Consider the following 17605-nt stretch of genomic DNA (forward strand, 5'->3'; position numbering starts at 1 on the left):
AAAATTATTAAAAGATTAATATGATTTACTTCCTATTATTCCAGATCCAATGTCATAAAAAGGGCAATCTCGTCGGAATTATTATACAATCTTGTGTTCATACCGGTAATATTGAAGCCCATTCTTCTGTAAAATTGTATTGCAGGATAATTGGTATTCTGGGTTTCAAGTTCAATAACGCGGCAGTTTAATCTTCTGGCTTCTTTAATGGCATTTTTGATCAGCTGTATCCCTGCGCCCTGTCTCCGGTGTTTCTCATGGATCAGAATGTTTTCGATATAAAAGCTGTTGTTCCAGGTTCTTTGCTCACCAATAATCCAGCCTACCAGCTCATGATTCATATACGCTCCGAAAGAATTTCCTTTTTCAATGACTGTATTAAGGGCTTCAAGCTCATCAAGTTCTGTTTCCCATAATTTGGTATAGGAAAACGCTTTTTCTTTTACCGTAAATTCAAAAACACCGGCATATTCTATAGAAGAGACAGAATATATGGTATCCGTAGTATAGCCATTGTGCCCCCAATTTGTGGTGGGATTGTTGGTGAGCTTTTCCAGTTTTTTTATTTCCATAAGATAATTTTAATAGGAAGTTTATGACATTTCGGTGCAGATCTCTACCAGATAATTATCCAAATCTTTGATGTAAGCTGTTTTTTGTCCCCAGGGTTTTACTGTAATATTCTCATATAGAATGGCACCATTTTTAACGGCTTTTTCTACCAATGTTTCCACATTATCTGTAATAAAACCCAGTTCTATCCCGAAAGGTTTAGTTTCCGATTTCGAGGATAAAAAACCTTCTTTTAAATTGGAACTGGCCAGACTGATCGATGCAAAAGAAATAGTAGTTTCTCCGGTTATCAGCTCACCATAGTCCTTTTCTGGAGTGATGAATTTTATTTCTGTATCAAAAGTATTTTTGTAGAAATTCATTGATTTTTCTACCTCTTCTACATACAGGATGACATATTTAAATTTGATCATAGTATAGGTTTAACAATTGTTGGATAAAATTATTTTTTCTTAATAATATAGTCTTCATCTACCATGAGTTCGATATGAGGCCCATTCAGCGGATAATATTTCATACCTCCAAAATGACCGAAGCGAAACGGGTATTTTTGGCTAAGTTCCCTTATTTTCGTTCCAAAGGAATTAATATCAACGTCTATACTCTGGTCTTTATACTGTCTGCCATTGGTAAAGAAGAGCATCAGATTACACTGATCATTAAAGTCGAAATCGTGGTAATAAAATACGCTGAGGTTTTCTTCACGGCATATTGCAGCTAAATCACTAATACAATCTTTTTTGCATACCAGAGGAAGGTTACAGTCAATTCTTATTGAAAAATTTTCAGCGTTATTCTGCCTGAAGTCAGAACCTGTCATCTGAATAAACCGATGTTCTATAGTCCAGAATATTTCTCTTTCCGGATCATAGTTTTTGGTATACTGAACTTCAAAAGGAATATGTTCATCCAAAAGTACTGCATTTTGATCTGTCAGTAGCTCTTCCATTTCAGCAGCTAACTGAAAGTAATAATCAAAAAGCTGATCGTCTCCGATGGTAATCATCACCTGATTGCCATTGATTTTTAGCTGTAAATAGGTTTGAGGGAATTTTGCTTTCAAAATTTCCAGTCTGTTGAGGAAATTTTTAATATCATCCACCTGAACTTTTGTCTCCAGTTCGGCAAGACTATCGGTATGACCACCATATCCCTGCATGAAGCTGAAAAATTTGAAATGATATAAATTTTCAGGAAATTTAAAATACCAGTATACTCCTAAAATCATGGATGAATTGATTGGTGAATTGAATATTGATCAAAATTAAATAAAATTTCACACTCCAAAACATTCAAAACCCTTAAATTTGTGGTCAATAAAAATTTACTTGGATGCTTAGGAAAATTTCAATTGCGGCAGCTGCTGTTTTGTCCGTAGTTACAATCAATGCGCAGAAGAACAAAAATACTCAACTGGAAAGACCGAAATTAGTAGTAGGTTTGGTAGTAGACCAAATGCGTTGGGATTATTTATACCGTTTTTATGGTAAATATGGAAATGACGGTTTCAAAAGGTTGCTGAATACAGGATATTCTTTAAATAATGTACATATTCCTTATGTTCCTACGATTACCGCTTTGGGGCATACATGTATCTATACCGGGTCTGTACCTGCCATCCACGGAATTGCAGGAAACGACTGGACAGATAAGGAAACAGGTAAAGGAGTGTACTGTACGGCAGATGACAGCGTTCAGCCGGTAGGAACTACCAATACTAAAACAGGAAGCCACTCTCCAAAAAATCTATGGTCTACCACAGTAACCGACGAGTTGAGGCTGGCAACGAACTTCCAGGGTAAGGTAATAGGAGTTTCTCTGAAAGACCGTGCTTCTATTCTTCCGGCAGGACATACGCCGAACGGAGCTTTCTGGTTTGACGACAGTACCGGGAACTTTATTACAAGCACATGGTATATGAAGGAGCTTCCACAATGGATCCAATCATTCAATGCTCAGAATTTACCTGAAAAATTGGTGGCTAACGGTTGGAATACCTTACTTCCAATCAATCAGTATACAGAAAGTTCACCTGACAATTCTTCATGGGAAGGTCTATTGGGAAGTGCAAAAACACCTACATTCCCATATACCAATCTGGCGAAAGATTATCAGACAAAGAAAGATAATATCCGTTATACTCCTTTTGGAAATACATTGACATTAAAACTGGCTGAAGCTTCTGTAGAAGGAGAGCAGTTGGGTGGAGACAATATTACAGACTTCTTAGCTATCAATTTGGCTTCTACAGATTATGCCGGTCATAAATATGGACCGAATTCTATTGAGGTTGAAGATGTTTATATCAGACTGGATCAGGATTTGGCTCAGTTTTTCAGCTACCTGGATTCAAAAGTAGGAAAAGGGCAGTATACTGTTTTTCTTTCAGCTGACCACGGAGGAGCTCATTCTGTAGGATTCCTTAAAGAGCATAAAATTACTACAGGCTTTTTTGGAGAAGGAATGGAAAAAAATCTTAATCAGAAACTGAAAGAAAAATTTGGGGCTGATAATTTAATCAATGCTATAGACAATTATCAGGTATATTTTGATAGAAAAGTATTGACAGATGCTAAACTTGAACTGGATGATGTGAGAAACTTTGCGGTAAAAGAGCTTGAAAAAGACCCTACTGTTTTATATGCTGTTTCTGTAGACAGAGTTCAGGAAGCCAGCATTCCGGAGCCTATCAAACAAAGAATCATCAATGGGATCAACAGACAGAGAAGTGGAGATATTCAGTTAATCTCTCATGACTCTATGCTTCCTCCTTATTCTAAAACAGGAACTACACACAGTGTTTGGAACTCTTATGATTCCCATATTCCATTGATTTTTATGGGTTGGGGAGTTCAGCATGGGGAAAGCAATAAAGAATACCATATGACAGATATTGCACCTACGGTTTCTTCTTTATTGAAGATTCAGTTCCCAAGTGGAAATGTTGGAAATCCAATTACAGAAGTGATGGGTAAATAATTAAATAACATCAGTATATATAAGTGGCTGCCTTCAACTATTGGAGGCAGCTTTTATTTTTATAGTATTCATAAAGGTCAGGTTTTATAAAGGGTTTCTATGTTTGAATTTTTCTACACCTTATTCATACGCCTTCATTTTTCACCCGGTATTTCACTTTTTGTCTAATACATTTAAAAAGCTATCTTTGCAAAAATTATGGTTTCCAATATATTGGAATGAAAAGGGAATCGGGTGGAACTCCCGGACTGTCCCCGCAACTGTAAATCGCAACAAAAGTTTCTGTAAAAAACCACTGTGTAAAAACGGGAAGGTACAGAAGGCGAAAGTCAGGAGACCTGCCAGAATAATAATCAAAATATATATTGCTTTCGGAGGAAGAGTAAATTAGTATGGATATAAAAAGATCTTTAGTACTGCTTTTTTCGTCTTATGGCTGCTTTCTTTTTGGACAAGAGAAGGCCTTAGATACTATTTATATATTCGACAGCCAGATGAACAAAGTAAAGCTCTTCCATCACGTAACGAATATTACCAATGAAGATGCTGAAAAAAACTCAACTAACCTTTCCGAATTACTGAGATTTCAATCTTCAGTCTATATCAAAGAAAATGGACGGGGTGCTGTTTCTTCACCTTCTTTCAGGGGAACTACCGCCCAGCAGACTGCTTTTGTATGGAATGGAATTAATATTAACTCCAGTTTTTTAGGACAAGGGGATGTCAATAATATAGCCTTGTTTGGATATGACCAGATCGGAATTAAACCTGGTGGAGGTAGTGTCATTTACGGCAGTGGTGCCATCGGGGGAAGTATTCATTTGAATAACAGCCTTGATTTTAATAAAGGGTTCCATGCTGCTCTGTTTTCAGAATTTGCATCTTTTAATACTTATAATAATGTTGTTAAAGGTTCTTACAGCAATGATAAGTTCAGCTTTAAAGTTTCCGGAAGCCATTCAATAAGCCAGAATGATTATGAAGTAGAAGAAGCGGGCGGAAAGAGGTATACGAATGACAACGGAAAATACTATAATACCAATTTCAATATAGCAGCAGCTTATAAAATTGCTCCCCATCATCAGATATCATGGATATCAGAGACTTTTAACGGAAAGCAACATTATCCTGTTCGTTTTGGTGACCTGGAAACCAAGACAAAGTACCATACCCAGAATTTCAGAAACCTGATGGCCTGGGATTGGAATACTACGCGTTTCAGCAATTCATTTAAAGCAGCTTATACTGAAGAAAATTTTCAGTATTTTGGAGATATTGCAGGACCAGAAACCAGTGGAGGTGCCGGAAAGAATTATATTTTAAAAAATGATTTCAATTACTTCCTCAATTCAAAATGGAATATCAATATTATCGGGGAATTTCAAGTGAATAAAGGTAAGGGCGAAGGAAGTTCAAAAATAGGTGATATCAGTAGAAATGCTGGATCTATTGCCGGATTACTTCGTTATTTTCCTACCAAAGACTTAAGGTTTGAAACCGGAATCAAGAAAGACTTTGTGGAAGACTTCAGCTCGCCGGTCTTATTTTCTTTTTCAGGAAAATGGAATGCCAACAAATGGTATGATGTAGGGCTAAGTATTTCAAGAAACTTCAGAGCTCCTTCATTTAATGATCTTTACTGGACTCCAGGAGGAAATCTGGATTTAAAACCTGAAACTTCTTATCAGTTTGAATGGAGAAATCAGTTTAAATTAGGAGACTTTAAATTATCTGTAGCTCCTTACTATATGAATATCCGTGATATGATCCGGTGGCTTCCAACAGCTTCAGGATATTACGGAGCGACCAATACCAATAGAGTAGAGTCTTATGGAGTAGAGTCGCAACTGGAATTTGAGAAAAAGTTTGGAAAGCATATGTTGAAATCAAATCTTGGATATTCTTATACAAAATCTAAAGACCTTGATGTTCAGAAACAGCTGATGTATGTGCCTTTCCATAAATTTACAGGAGGTATAGACTACCAATATGATTTTGTGAAGGTATATGTACAGGGAATGTTTAATGGGCTTACCTATACAGATTCCAATGAAAAAAGAAGTGATGCTTTAGATCCTTATTTTGTGATGAATGCCGGTGCCGGAGCTACATTTCTTACAAATTATACCCTCGGTTTTAAAGTAAATAATATTTTAAATGAAACCTATTATACGATGCTTTCCTATCCGTTACCCGGACGAAATTACAGTATAAGCCTTACTATCAATTTTTAAAATAAATTAATTATATGAATATCAGAAAAATTTTACCTCTTGCGTTTGCTTCCATGTTACTTTTCAATGTTTCATGTAGCAGCGATAGCGACATTGTAGAGCAGCCAGTTACTTACGAAGCCGGAGTGCTTATTTCCAATGAAGGCGGATTTACAACCACTACAGCTGAAGTTTCTTTTGTGAGCAGCAATCTTGCTAATCTGTATGACAAAATTTATGCTTCTAATAACAATGGTGAACCTCTGGGGAAAGTTCTTCAGAGTATAGGTTTTCAGGGAGACCGTGCTTATTTAGTGTCTAATGTTCCCAATAAAATTGATATCGTAAACAGATATACTTTCAAAAAACAAGCTACTGTAACCGCTAATCTTGATGGCGCAAGATATATCGCTTTCTCAGGAAACCAATATTATGTAACCAACAACAACTTTACAACTAATAAAAGAAAGCTGAATGTTTACAATACAGGAGATAATTCTTATGTAAAGAGTATTGATTTTACAAATGCTGCTGAAAAAGTGGTGGAAGCTGAAGGAAAAATTGTTGTACAGACTGATGGTACAGGATATGACGCGAGTTGGAATCCAATTGCAACAGGATATACTATCTCTGTGGTAAATCCGTCTACAAATACAGTGAGCCAAACAGTAACTCTTCCTGCCAACGGGATTATTAAAGATCTTATTTCTTATAAAGGAACTGCTTATGCATTGGCTTCCGGGGATACCAATTCTTATATCTATAAGATCAATACTGCAGATGGAACGTTTACAACAACAACTCTTCCTATCCCTAAAGTTCAGAAGCTTAGAGCAGAGGATAATAAATTCTATTTTATTACAGATACCAACAAAATATACGGAATGACTATTGGTGCTGCTGCTGTACCAACAACTCCTATTATGACTGCTACAGGTAATGTATATGGATTTGATGTAATTGATGGCAGAATCTTTGCCTCAGACGCAAGTTTTTCAGCAGACAGTAAAGTGAATGTTTACAGTGCAAGCAATGGAACTCTACTGAGAAGCTTCACAGCAGGAATCGGAACAAACGGTTTCTATAAAAACTAACATACAAGGCTTTGGCCTGTATACATAAATTTTATTTTTTCATCATTTGTGTTTTTTTTCGGTCGGTCTCATAGAGCCGGCCGATTTTGATTCACATATTAAAATAAAAACCCCGGGCTGGAAATCTTTCCAGCCCGGGGTTTTATGATTTAAACTTATATTTTTAATCCTAATTTTTCTGCTTCAGCAATCACAAATTTTGTTGCCTCGTCTTTTTCATTAGGAATTTCTCCTTCAAGAATAGCTTCCTTTACCTTCTCTTTTAAGATACCGATTTCACGGCCTGGTTTAAGCTGGAACATTTCCATGATCTCTTCTCCGGTAATAGGAGGCTGAAAATTCCTGACCTGATCCTTTTCCTCTACTTCTTTGATTTTGACAGCCACATATTCGAAATTCTTTTTAAACTTATCCTGCTTTTTAGAATTTTTTGTGGTGATATCGGCCTTACAAAGAGTAAAAAGATCTTCAAGGTTTTCACCGGCATCAAATAACAATCTTCTTAATGCCGAATCAGATGCATCATCCGTGATCAAGGCAATAGGTCGGGAGGAAAGCTTTACCATTTTCTGAACATACTTCATATCGCTTCCTAAAGGTAATTTAAGTCTTTGAAAAAGAGCTTTTACCATTTTTGAACCTAAGAATTCATGTCCGTGAAATGTCCATCCTGTTCCTTCAACAAATTTTTTAGTAGGAGCTTTTCCCACATCGTGAAGAAGTGCTGACCAACGCAACCAAAGATTATCTGTATTCACAGAAATATTGTCTACAACTTCTAGGGTATGGTAAAAGTTATCTTTGTGAGTCTGCCCTTCCACTTCTTCCACTCCCTTAAGCTCTATAAGCTCGGGAATAATAAGTTTTAAAAGGCCTGTTTGTTCCATTAAACTTAATCCTACAGAAGGTCTTTCAGACAGCATGATTTTGTTAAATTCCACCATGATTCTTTCCATGGAAACAATTTCAATTCTTTTGGCTTCCTGCTTGATAGCCTCCAGAGAATTTTCTTCAATGGTAAAGTGTAATGTAGAAGCAAACCTTACTGCTCTCATCATCCTCAACGGGTCATCAGAATAAGTCTGTGCAGGCTCTAGCGGAGTTCTTAAAATTCCTTTTTCCAGATCCTCAATTCCATGAAAAGGATCAATCAGTTCGCCGAAATTATCTTTATTTAAAGAAATGGCCATGGCGTTGATGGTAAAATCCCTTCTTTTCTGATCATCCTCTAATGTTCCACCTTCTACTTCAGGCTTGCGGCTGTTTTCAGTATAACTTTCCTTTCTCGCTCCTACAAATTCAAGATCAAGGTCCTTGTATTTGATCATAGCCGTTCCATATGTTTTAAACACAGAAACTTTTAGTTTAGGATCAATATCCTGAGCTACAGTCTGAGCAAGCTCAATACCATTTTGTTCGGTCACAAAATCTATATCTGTAGAAGCTTTTCTTTTCATTAAAAGATCCCGGACATAGCCCCCAACAATGTATACGGACTGATTATTCTTTTCCGCAGCCTCAGAAATTATTTTGAAAAGTTTTAAATTTTTATTTTGGTTAAGATTAATTTTCATCGTTAGTAAATAGCGTCAAGTTGTACTCATATCACCCATTAATCATAATGAGCATACATTTTATTAATTTTTCCTTCTTCATTAAAAAACATGACTTCAACAGCCTGTTTGTCCATAATAGATTTGTAGAATAATGCAACAGAATCAACTCCTGCAGTAGATTGTATCAGCTCGAAGTGAAGATTAGGAAACTTTTTCAGCGCCTTTCTCCAGTAATCACGAACGGATTGTTTTCCCTGCAGTGAACTTTCCTTTCCTCCTGTAGCCATCGAAATCATTGGAGTGGTGATTTCAATATCATCAGAATAGTGGGATAGAATAGCTTCTAAATCATGAGAATTCCAGACATGTATCCACTCCCTGGCAAAATCTTTATGGTTTATCATATATTGTAATGAGTTGGAATTTTGCAAAGATAGAACTAAAAAAAGAAATCCTGCCGATACGAACAGACAAGACTCTAAAATAAACAGATCAATATATTTTATTCACGAAGAACTTTGATTCGGTTGTCACTCCATATTTTGATTACCGAAGATCCTGAATATTTTGACACTTTATCTCTATCTTCTTCCACAGCATAATCTACAAGACTGATCATCTCATTTGAAATATCTGAAAACTTCAACGGACTTTTCTCACCACTGAAATTAGCTGAGGTAGAAACCAACGGTTTATTCAGTTTTGTAATTAATTTTTTACAAAAGTCATTTTTTACCAATCTGATACCAATACTGCCATCTTCGGCAAGTAATTCTTTGGGCAATCCGCGGGGATTTTCATAAACAATGGTAACCGGCTTTTCACTAAGATCAATAATTTCCCATGCCATTTCCGGAACATCCACCAGATCCTGAAGTCTTTTTTCAGACTCCACTAAAATGATCATGGATTTATTTTTTTCACGCTTCTTAATGTCAAAAATTTTATTGACAGCCTCTATATTGGTAGCATCACAACCAATTCCCCAAATAGTATCTGTAGGATAAAGAATTGTTCCGCCGGATTTTAATACTTCGATAATATGTTCCATAATGGTATTGAATTCAAAACAGTCTATAAAGGTAGAGAATCTGGGAATTTCAGACAAAAAATTGAGGAGTAAATGATATGGTAATTTAATTTTTTAGGCTTTGGCTAAAGCCAATGGAAGATTTTTTCATAGGAAAACGGGCTAAAGCCCGTTCCTATTGATGATGGAGATGTTTTGTATTAATGATTTATGATTCCAGAATGAAATAGACATTTTCAAAATGGTTATACATTATGTATTGAATTCAATAGAAATGGGCTTTAGCCCATTTTAACAAAGGATATATGCATTTGGCTTTAGCCAAAACTTATTCCTTAAAATTATATTTTTCAATAAACTCTTTGTATTCCTCAATAAAACTCTTTTTCTGATGATGTCTTTCTTGATTTTTAATATAATTCCTTACCTGATCTACCATTGATTCAGAAATGGAAACTGCAAAATATTCATCCTGCCATGAAAATTTATCTTTTGTAAGCTTGTTTTTATTGATCCAATGAGAAGATTCACCTTTTATTAATTGGGTTATTTTCTCAATATTTTGATCCGAACCCAACGAAATAAGACAATGACAATGGTCAGAATATCCATTAACCACATCTAGAAAGATTCCTTTTTCTGTAGTATATTCTTTAATATGTTTCCATACTTTTATTCTTATGTCAAAGGTATTAAGGAAGGGGGCTCTATTTTTTGTAGAGAAAACAAGATGAATAAAAATTTTGATAAATGACATTTGTGTTGTTTTAACCAAAAATAATGTTTTTTCAGGTTTCGGCTCTAAAGCCAATGGAAGTTTTTTTAATAAGAAAACGGGCTAAAGCCCGTTCCTATTGATGATGGAGATGTTTTATATTAATGATTTATGATTCAAGGGTGAAATAGACATTTTCAAAATGGCTAGATATTATGTATTGAATTCAATAGAAATGGGCTTTAGCCCATTTAACAGGAAAATAAACATGATATGGTTTTAGCCAAAACTATACGGGTAGAGAATCAGGGAATATCAGACAAAAAATTGAGGAGTAAATGATATGGTATTTTAATTTTTTTTAGGCTTTGGCTAAAGCCAATGGAAGTTTTTTTTAATAAGAAAACGGGTTTTAGCCCGTTCCTATTGATGATGGAGGTGTTTTGTATTAATGATTTATGATTCCAGAATGAAATAGACATTTTCAAAATGGTTATGCATTATGTATTGAATTCAATAGAAATGGGCTTTAGCCCATTTAACAGGAAAATAAACATGCATCCGGCTTTAGCCAAAACTTAGAAAATTCTTATGGATATAATTACATCCATCCCAACTTAGATAAATATCTTTCCTCAATAATATTCAGATGATGATAGTTGTGCCCAACGATCAATTTTCCAATGGTTTCTACTGAAATTTCGTTGCCATTAGCGATTCCTGTGTTTTGTAAAGCAGAGGGATTAAGACTTTCTAATAAGATCTGAGAAGATTTTCTTACCAGTTTATATTCTTCGATCAGAGACTCTGGTGTTCTTTCATCTGCGAAAGAGTTATTGGCATATTCATTTTCATCAAATCCCGGAAGATTGTTTTTGTCACCTCTTGCAAAGGCTAATATTCTGTATTGAAAAACTCTTTCGGTATCTGATAAATGCAACAGAAGTTCTTTCAGTGTCCATTTGCCTTCGGCATAAGCAAACCTGGATTGTTCTTCCGTAAGGTTGGAATAAATTCCTACTGTTTTCTCTTCTGATATTTTTAATTCTGCCAACCAGTTTCCTGTTGGCACCTGATCTAAATATCTTTGAATATATTTTTGAAAATCTGTCATGTTTTTAATTTTTTTAAGTTAGATAGACTGTACATTATACAAAAAATCATGAATTGCTCCACTCATAGAAATTGACGGAATCATACAATTCAAAACCACAGGCAGGGTATAATTGATTTCCGATATCATTACTTTTACCTGTTTCCAGTAATATACCACAGGCTTTTGATGATCTGCATAGTTCTTTAGATGCTTCGATCAGTGCTTTAGAATATCCTTTTCCTCTGTGATTTTCATTGACGTATAAGTCATTAAGTAGCCAGTAACGCTGCATTCTTGTGGATGAAAATAGGGGATATAATTGTACAAAACCTGTCAGTTCACTGTTCTCCTCTGCAACAAAAATTTCAGAGTCTTTATTTTCAAGTCTTTCCTGAAGAAATTTTTCTGCTGAAGGAATATCTGATTCTTTATGATAAAAAATCCGATACTGGTCAAATAATGCAGCTAATTGAGGAAGGTCATTAGCGACCGCTTTTCTTATGTTTTTCATAAATATTTGGTGATAATAGGTAAATAAAAAGGAGTATTTTATATGATAAATACTCCTTTTTACTATTGTATGTTAAGAAAAAGCTTTCTCTAAATCTGCAATAAGATCTTCTGCATCTTCAATACCAACACTTAAACGAACCAAGTCATCTGTAATTCCTAATTCAGCACGTTTTTCTGCCGGGATAGAAGCGTGAGTCATTAAAGCCGGGTGATTGGCTAAAGATTCTACACCACCTAAAGATTCAGCTAAGGTAAATACTCTTACTTTTTCCAAAAACTTGATGGCATCCTCTTTTTTTCCGGATTTGAAAGTGAATGATACCATTCCTCCAGATTCTTTCATCTGAGATTTTGCAAGCTCATACTGTGGGTGAGATTCTAATCCAGGATAGATCACTTTATCTACAGCAGGATGTGTTTCAAGATATTTTGCTACGGCAAGACCGTTGTCAGAATGTCTCTGCATTCTTAATGCTAAAGTTTTAATCCCTCTCAATACAAGATAAGAATCATGAGGTCCTAAAATACCACCGCTTGCAAACTGAATAAAGTGAAGTTTTTCTCCCAATTCAGCATCCTTAGCGATCAGTGCACCTGCAATCACGTCAGAATGTCCTCCTAAATATTTCGTAGCAGAATGCATCACAATATCAGCTCCTAAATCAATTGGTCTCTGGATGTAAGGTGTAGCAAAAGTATTGTCTACAGCTACTAGAATATCTTTTCCTTTAGCAATTTCTACTACAGCTTTGATATCTACCAACTTCATCAATGGGTTCGTTGGTGTTTCTACCCAGATTAATTTTGTTTTATCTGTAATTACGTCAGCAATTTTAGAAACATCATCAAAATTCACGAAAGTAAACTTCAGTTGATATTTTTCAAAAAGCCTTGTAAACATTCTGTAAGTTCCACCGTAAAGATCATCTACAGCAATAACTTCATCGCCTGGGTTTAATAATTTTAAAACACAGTCGATAGCAGCAAGACCTGACCCGAAAGCTAAACCTCTTGCTCCATTCTCAATGCTTGCTAAAGAGTCTTCCAATGCCTGTCTTGTAGGATTGGCAGCTCTTGAATATTCATATCCGGAATGCACTCCCGGGCTTTTCTGTGCAAATGTAGACGTTAAAAATACAGGTACATTTACAGAACCTGTTGCAGATTCATGATGCTGCCCTCCGTGAATTACTTTTGTATTAAAATTCATATTTATATAATTTGATACTTTAAAAATGGGGTAATTTGAAGATGAGATAATGGTTTTTGATTGTATTATGATCTCATCCTATTTTCAAATTATCAAAGAACCCTATTTTCAAATTGTTTTTATTTTATTGCCGACTTTACTGCAAATTCTTCTGCAATTTCTTCCATCCACTGCGCTACATCCTCCTCTCCGGTAGCTCTCTGGTATGTACTTCCTAAAGATACTAAGATCTGGTGGATAAACATCTTCATTTGATCTACAGGCATTTCTTTAGTCCAAAGGTCTATTCTCAAAGCTTCCATTGCTTTATCATCCCATACAGAGATCATGGTTGCTTTAGTTTCTTCCTTTTCAACTCCGCCATCCTGTGCATTCCATGTTATACTTTCAGGGATGTGGTTTTCATCCAGCTCTACATCTATCGTAATCTGAGTCTTTCTCATTTTTCTATTTTTCTAAATTCTAAATTTTCTATTATTTAAGTTTCGGTTTATAACCGGACTGATTAAAGATTGTTGTCGCGTCCATTTTAAGGAAAGCAGTCAGTTTTGTTTCAGGTTTTTCTTTAAGATAAGCTTTACAAATCTGCCATCCTGTAAAAATTCCAATTTGTGGTGAAGATTCATTATCAATCTCTGTATAAAATTTGGAGAAGGGTCCCGGAGCAATAAAACGTTCTCCTAACCTTGGATCATCCCCAAAAAGCAGATTGCTTTCCACAAAATAATTCCAGATATTCGCTTCATTTACCTTAGCCCATTCATATTGTTTCTGGGTATAATTCATTTTAAGGTAATCAGGAAAATCCGGTAAGAAAGCATCCTGAAGAGTCATTACCTTTCCGTTCAGAATCACCTGGTCAATAAATTTCTGGTGATCCGGAGATTCTGTAACAATATTTTCAGCAAATAACTGTGAAACCTTAGGAACAATATTCTGAGGATTCATCGATTTCTGGAAATACAGTTCCAATCCTTTGTAATGAGGATTGCCATCACCCATAAAACCAGTAATATCTATAAACAACAGATTCCCTTTTTCATCATAAAAAATAGGATCCTGTACCATCTGTAATGCAGATGAAAAAAGATATACTTTAGGACTTTTGAACTGTGGAAAATAATATTTGATATGTGAAAATAAATCCTGCAGTTCCTTCTGAAGTTTTACTCCATCAATTTTTCCAATCGCTTCTTTATAGATTTTTATTTCTTCAGTATCAGCTCTTCTTTTCTGAAAGTCAGCATCAGAAACACTTCCCTGAAACCAAGGAAACTTAGCTTTAAACTGATCTAACGGAATTCCCGGATTGTAAAATTCTTTTGAAATATCCGTCACTTCAACTTTTTCAGCGGTATTGGTTATTTCTACCTTCCATTGATTTTCCGGTTCTTTTTTACAGGAATCTAAGCCCAAAACTAAAACAGAAGAAAGCGCAATAAATCTAAAAATCTTCATTATTTTTACATGAAATTAAGTTTACAAAAATAAGGATTAAAAAGACAATTAATGATGAAAATTAAAATATTTACAGCACTATGTCTTATTTTGGGATTTTCTTTTTTCTACGGTCAAAAGCTTGAGTTTAAAGATAAAAACTTTGAAAAAGCAGTCCTTGAGAATTTTGATCTGAATAGGAATGGAATATTGGAAAAGACCGAAATAAGTATGATCACAAACTTATTTTTAGTTCAGAAAGGAATAACATCAGCAGAGGATTTACGTTTTTTTGAGCATGTAAAAATGGTTATTCTGGATGATAATATTATTTCCAATATAGCGATAAGCAATATGGATAATCTGGAACTGTTCTCATGCACAGGATGTAAGGTTTCCTCATTCAGTGCTGAAAACCTGAAAAGTATGACCTCGTTATATCTTGACAATAATCTTTTGGAAACAATTTCATTAAAGGCAGCGCCAAAAATTAATCAATTAACATTATCTTTAAATCAACTAAAAACTATCGATTTGACTTCATTTAAAAAATTAAGAAAGTTGAATCTTGAGCATAATAAACTCCAAAAACTGGATATTTCAGAAAATACTGATCTTCAGACAGTGAACGTTGGCGGAAATAAAATGAAAGATGCAGATATAAAGAAGGGAATGAAAACCAATATTACTATTTTTGGAACCGAAGAATAAACTAATGATATGAGAATAGAGACGGATCGACTGATTTTAAGACAGCTTGAGGATAATGACTGTGAACGGATGTTTCTTATGGATTCTGATCCTGAGGTGATGAAATATCTTGGAACACCGGTAGCAAGCATCCAGGAATCAAAAGAGATGATAAAAATGATTCAGAAGCAGTATGAGGAAAATGGAGTGGGAAGGCTTGCTGTTATAGAAAAAGAAAGTGGGCTAATGATAGGGTGGAGTGGACTGAAATTATTAACCCAACCCATCAATAACCATGTCAATACATTGGATCTTGGATATCGTTTCATCCCTGAATTCTGGGGAAAAGGCTATGCCATGGAAACAGCGATAGCTGTTCTTCATTATGGTTTTCATCAATTGAATGCAGATGCTATATACGCTTACGCAGATTCCGGAAATACAGGATCCAATTATATTTTAGGCAAATTGGGGTTTGAACGAACCGGAGAGTTTGAGGATTCTGGAGTACTCTGCTGCTGGTATGAACTGAAACGTGAAAAATATCTTTAATATAAATATGACAATACGCAAAGAGGAAGAAAAAGACCATAAAAAAGTATTTCAGCTTATAGAAGAAGCTTTTAGGAATATGGAACATAGCGACCATCAGGAACATTTTCTTGTTGAAAAATTAAGAAAATCGGATGCTTTTATCCCCGAACTGTCTTTGGTAGCAGAAGATGAGCAGGGTGAAATTACCGGTCATATTCTCTTCACAAAAATCAAAATAGATAATGGCCCAGAATCTTATGAATCATTAGCATTAGCTCCTGTTTCAGTAAAACCTGAGTTTCAGAATAAAGGAGTGGGTGGCAAACTTATTCTTCAAGGACACGCGATAGCCAGGGAACTTGGCTATTCTTCAATTATACTTATCGGACATGAGAATTATTATCCAAGATTTGGTTACGAAAAAACCAGTAATTTTGGGATCTCTTTTCCATTTGATATTCCGGAAGAAAACGGAATGGCTATTGAGTTGACAGAGAATGGATTAAAAAATAAAAAAGGGGTGGTGAAATACCCTAAAGAATTTGGAATAGACTAAAAAATATAAACAATGCAGACACAAAAAGTGATAGATCATATTGTAAGCTGGTTAAAAGATTATGCAACAAAAGCTAAAGTAAACGGGTATGTATTAGGTGTTTCCGGAGGCGTAGATTCCGGAGTGGTTTCGACTCTGGCGGCAATGACCGGTCTGAAAACATTATTGATCGAGATGCCTATCCGTCAGAAAGCTGATCAGGTAGATAGAGCAAGGGAACATATGAATGATTTGAAGTCAAGATTCCCGAATGTGGAAGTGATGTCTGTGGATCTTACGCCTGCATTTGAAGAACTTTATAAAACTTTTGATGTAAAAGATGATTTATATCCCAATGAAAAATTAGCTTTTGCCAATACAAGATCCCGTTTAAGAATGCTTACCCTTTACTATTATGGGCAGCTTAACGGACTTTTAGTATGCGGAACCGGAAATAAAGTTGAAGATTTCGGAATAGGATTTTATACAAAATACGGAGATGGCGGTGTAGATGTTTCTCCCATTGCAGACCTTTATAAAACAGAAGTTTATACCCTTGCAAAAGGATTAAACCTTATTAAAAGTATTCAGGAAGCTATTCCTACGGATGGACTTTGGGATGTAGACCGTACAGACGAACAGCAGATTGGAGCTACATATCCGGAACTGGAAAAAATTCAGAAAGAATATGGATCCAAAACGGCAGAAGATTATGAAGGAAGAGATAAAGAAGTCTTTTTAATCTTCGACAGAATGCATAAAGCAGCCAAACATAAAATGGATCCCATTCCCATCTGTGATATTCCGGAAGAGTGGAGAGGCTAGTAAAATTGTTGTATTATTAATAGAGTATTACCATGAACAGTAAAATAAGATCAGTTTTTTTTATATGCCTGGGACTTCTTTTTGGAATGTCTGTCATGTATATTTACAATAATTTTATTGCAGATAAAAAAGACCAGGCCGCTACAAAAAAAGAAACTGTAAGCTACGGAAGTACATCTGCTCAAGATGGGTACACTAACGGAACATCATCAGCCCAGATTTCCATTGATAAGTTAACAGAAGAAAAAACCGTTATTACCTATGTGAAACAAAACCATAGGCTGCCTGATTACTATCTTACAAAAAATGAGGCCCGAAAACTGGGATGGAATCCTTCAAAAGGAAATCTTTGTGAAGTGCTTCCCGGGAAGGCTATTGGAGGAGATAAATTCGGAAACAGGGAAGGACGGTTGCCGGGTGGCGGAAAATACTTTGAAGCCGATGTTAATTATCAATGTGGAGGTAGAAATGCAGACCGAATCATATACACAGAAAATGGCGACGTCTACCTTACTAAGAATCATTATAAGAGTTTTGACAAACAGTAAATAGTCATTGCTTTATCACTTACGTTCCTCGCCATGACAATGGATATATTGTATTTT

The 17605-nt window shown here is 35.4% G+C and carries 20 protein-coding genes and 1 riboswitch; of the genes, 8 read left to right on the forward strand and 12 right to left on the reverse strand.

All coding sequences use genetic code 11. The features are described 5' to 3' along the window. Positions 1-35: 35 nt before the first annotated feature. From JML65_RS07720 to JML65_RS07730, 3 genes are read right to left on the reverse strand one after another with little or no spacing between them, the layout of a single operon-like run. On the reverse strand, positions 36-572 hold the full coding sequence (locus JML65_RS07720; RefSeq protein WP_202270443.1) for a GNAT family N-acetyltransferase: 537 nt from the start codon (positions 570-572) through the stop codon (positions 36-38). Positions 573-593: 21 nt separating this feature from the next. Continuing rightward, complete coding sequence (locus JML65_RS07725; protein ID WP_202270444.1) at positions 594-986, reverse strand: VOC family protein; 393 nt, start codon at positions 984-986, stop codon at positions 594-596. Between the two features lie 29 nt (positions 987-1015). Beyond that, positions 1016-1801: a hypothetical protein gene (locus JML65_RS07730; protein WP_202270445.1), complete on the reverse strand. Its 786-nt coding sequence runs from the start codon at positions 1799-1801 to the stop codon at positions 1016-1018. A 104-nt stretch (positions 1802-1905) separates the two neighbouring features. Here JML65_RS07730 and pafA point away from each other — a divergent pair, with 104 nt between their 5' ends. The 3 genes from pafA (at position 1906) to JML65_RS07745 (ending at position 6859) form a co-directional block, all read left to right on the forward strand. Beyond that, positions 1906-3552: an alkaline phosphatase PafA gene (pafA, locus tag JML65_RS07735; protein ID WP_084085099.1), complete on the forward strand. Its 1647-nt coding sequence runs from the start codon at positions 1906-1908 to the stop codon at positions 3550-3552. A gap of 182 nt (positions 3553-3734) precedes the next feature. Continuing rightward, positions 3735-3913, forward strand: a riboswitch (cobalamin riboswitch). Between the two features lie 31 nt (positions 3914-3944). Continuing rightward, positions 3945-5786 (forward strand): TonB-dependent receptor plug domain-containing protein, encoded by a 1842-nt coding sequence (locus JML65_RS07740; protein ID WP_202270446.1) that lies wholly within the window; start codon positions 3945-3947, stop codon positions 5784-5786. A 14-nt stretch (positions 5787-5800) separates the two neighbouring features. Beyond that, on the forward strand, positions 5801-6859 hold the full coding sequence (locus JML65_RS07745; RefSeq protein WP_202270447.1) for a hypothetical protein: 1059 nt from the start codon (positions 5801-5803) through the stop codon (positions 6857-6859). A gap of 155 nt (positions 6860-7014) precedes the next feature. Here the strand turns inward: JML65_RS07745 and JML65_RS07750 are convergent, their stop codons facing one another. From JML65_RS07750 to JML65_RS07790, 9 genes are all read right to left on the reverse strand, one after another. Further along, positions 7015-8433, reverse strand: a complete 1419-nt coding sequence (locus JML65_RS07750) for a CCA tRNA nucleotidyltransferase (RefSeq protein WP_084085093.1) — start codon at positions 8431-8433, stop codon at positions 7015-7017. 38 nt (positions 8434-8471) lie between these two features. Next, positions 8472-8819 (reverse strand): nuclear transport factor 2 family protein, encoded by a 348-nt coding sequence (locus tag JML65_RS07755; protein ID WP_202270448.1) that lies wholly within the window; start codon positions 8817-8819, stop codon positions 8472-8474. A gap of 98 nt (positions 8820-8917) precedes the next feature. Continuing rightward, entirely contained in the window at positions 8918-9466 is a 549-nt protein-coding gene (locus JML65_RS07760; protein ID WP_047492175.1) for an L-threonylcarbamoyladenylate synthase, read from the reverse strand. A 307-nt stretch (positions 9467-9773) separates the two neighbouring features. After that, the gene (tnpA, locus tag JML65_RS07765) at positions 9774-10202 is read right to left on the reverse strand and encodes an IS200/IS605 family transposase (RefSeq protein ID WP_115918710.1); all 429 of its coding nucleotides are present in this window, start codon (positions 10200-10202) and stop codon (positions 9774-9776) included. A gap of 559 nt (positions 10203-10761) precedes the next feature. Next, positions 10762-11274 (reverse strand): DinB family protein, encoded by a 513-nt coding sequence (locus JML65_RS07770; protein WP_047492181.1) that lies wholly within the window; start codon positions 11272-11274, stop codon positions 10762-10764. A gap of 46 nt (positions 11275-11320) precedes the next feature. Continuing rightward, complete coding sequence (locus tag JML65_RS07775; protein WP_047492184.1) at positions 11321-11767, reverse strand: GNAT family N-acetyltransferase; 447 nt, start codon at positions 11765-11767, stop codon at positions 11321-11323. 72 nt (positions 11768-11839) lie between these two features. Continuing rightward, a complete protein-coding gene (locus JML65_RS07780) occupies positions 11840-12979 on the reverse strand; it encodes a cystathionine gamma-synthase (RefSeq protein WP_047492187.1) in 1140 nt (379 codons plus the stop codon). A 119-nt stretch (positions 12980-13098) separates the two neighbouring features. Further along, positions 13099-13422, reverse strand: a complete 324-nt coding sequence (gldC, locus tag JML65_RS07785) for a gliding motility protein GldC (protein ID WP_047492191.1) — start codon at positions 13420-13422, stop codon at positions 13099-13101. A 31-nt stretch (positions 13423-13453) separates the two neighbouring features. Further along, positions 13454-14437, reverse strand: a complete 984-nt coding sequence (locus JML65_RS07790) for a gliding motility protein GldB (protein ID WP_081989115.1) — start codon at positions 14435-14437, stop codon at positions 13454-13456. Between the two features lie 51 nt (positions 14438-14488). Between JML65_RS07790 and JML65_RS07795 the strand changes: the two genes are divergently transcribed. The 5 genes from JML65_RS07795 to JML65_RS07815 are packed head-to-tail and all read left to right on the forward strand — an operon-like array spanning position 14489 to position 17548. Then, the gene (locus JML65_RS07795; RefSeq protein WP_202270449.1) at positions 14489-15127 is read left to right on the forward strand and encodes a leucine-rich repeat domain-containing protein; all 639 of its coding nucleotides are present in this window, start codon (positions 14489-14491) and stop codon (positions 15125-15127) included. Positions 15128-15136: 9 nt separating this feature from the next. After that, complete coding sequence (locus JML65_RS07800) at positions 15137-15658, forward strand: GNAT family N-acetyltransferase (RefSeq protein ID WP_047492199.1); 522 nt, start codon at positions 15137-15139, stop codon at positions 15656-15658. A gap of 7 nt (positions 15659-15665) precedes the next feature. Further along, on the forward strand, positions 15666-16196 hold the full coding sequence (locus JML65_RS07805) for a GNAT family N-acetyltransferase (RefSeq protein ID WP_115918805.1): 531 nt from the start codon (positions 15666-15668) through the stop codon (positions 16194-16196). Positions 16197-16208: 12 nt separating this feature from the next. Next, a complete protein-coding gene (nadE, locus tag JML65_RS07810) occupies positions 16209-17000 on the forward strand; it encodes an NAD(+) synthase (RefSeq protein ID WP_202270450.1) in 792 nt (263 codons plus the stop codon). 32 nt (positions 17001-17032) lie between these two features. Further along, positions 17033-17548, forward strand: coding sequence for a ribonuclease domain-containing protein (locus JML65_RS07815; RefSeq protein ID WP_228450439.1), 516 nt, complete (start codon positions 17033-17035; stop codon positions 17546-17548). Positions 17549-17605: the final 57 nt, after the last annotated feature.

Source organism: Chryseobacterium sp. KMC2 (assembly GCF_016756935.1).
Lineage (GTDB): Bacteria > Bacteroidota > Bacteroidia > Flavobacteriales > Weeksellaceae > Chryseobacterium > Chryseobacterium rhizosphaerae.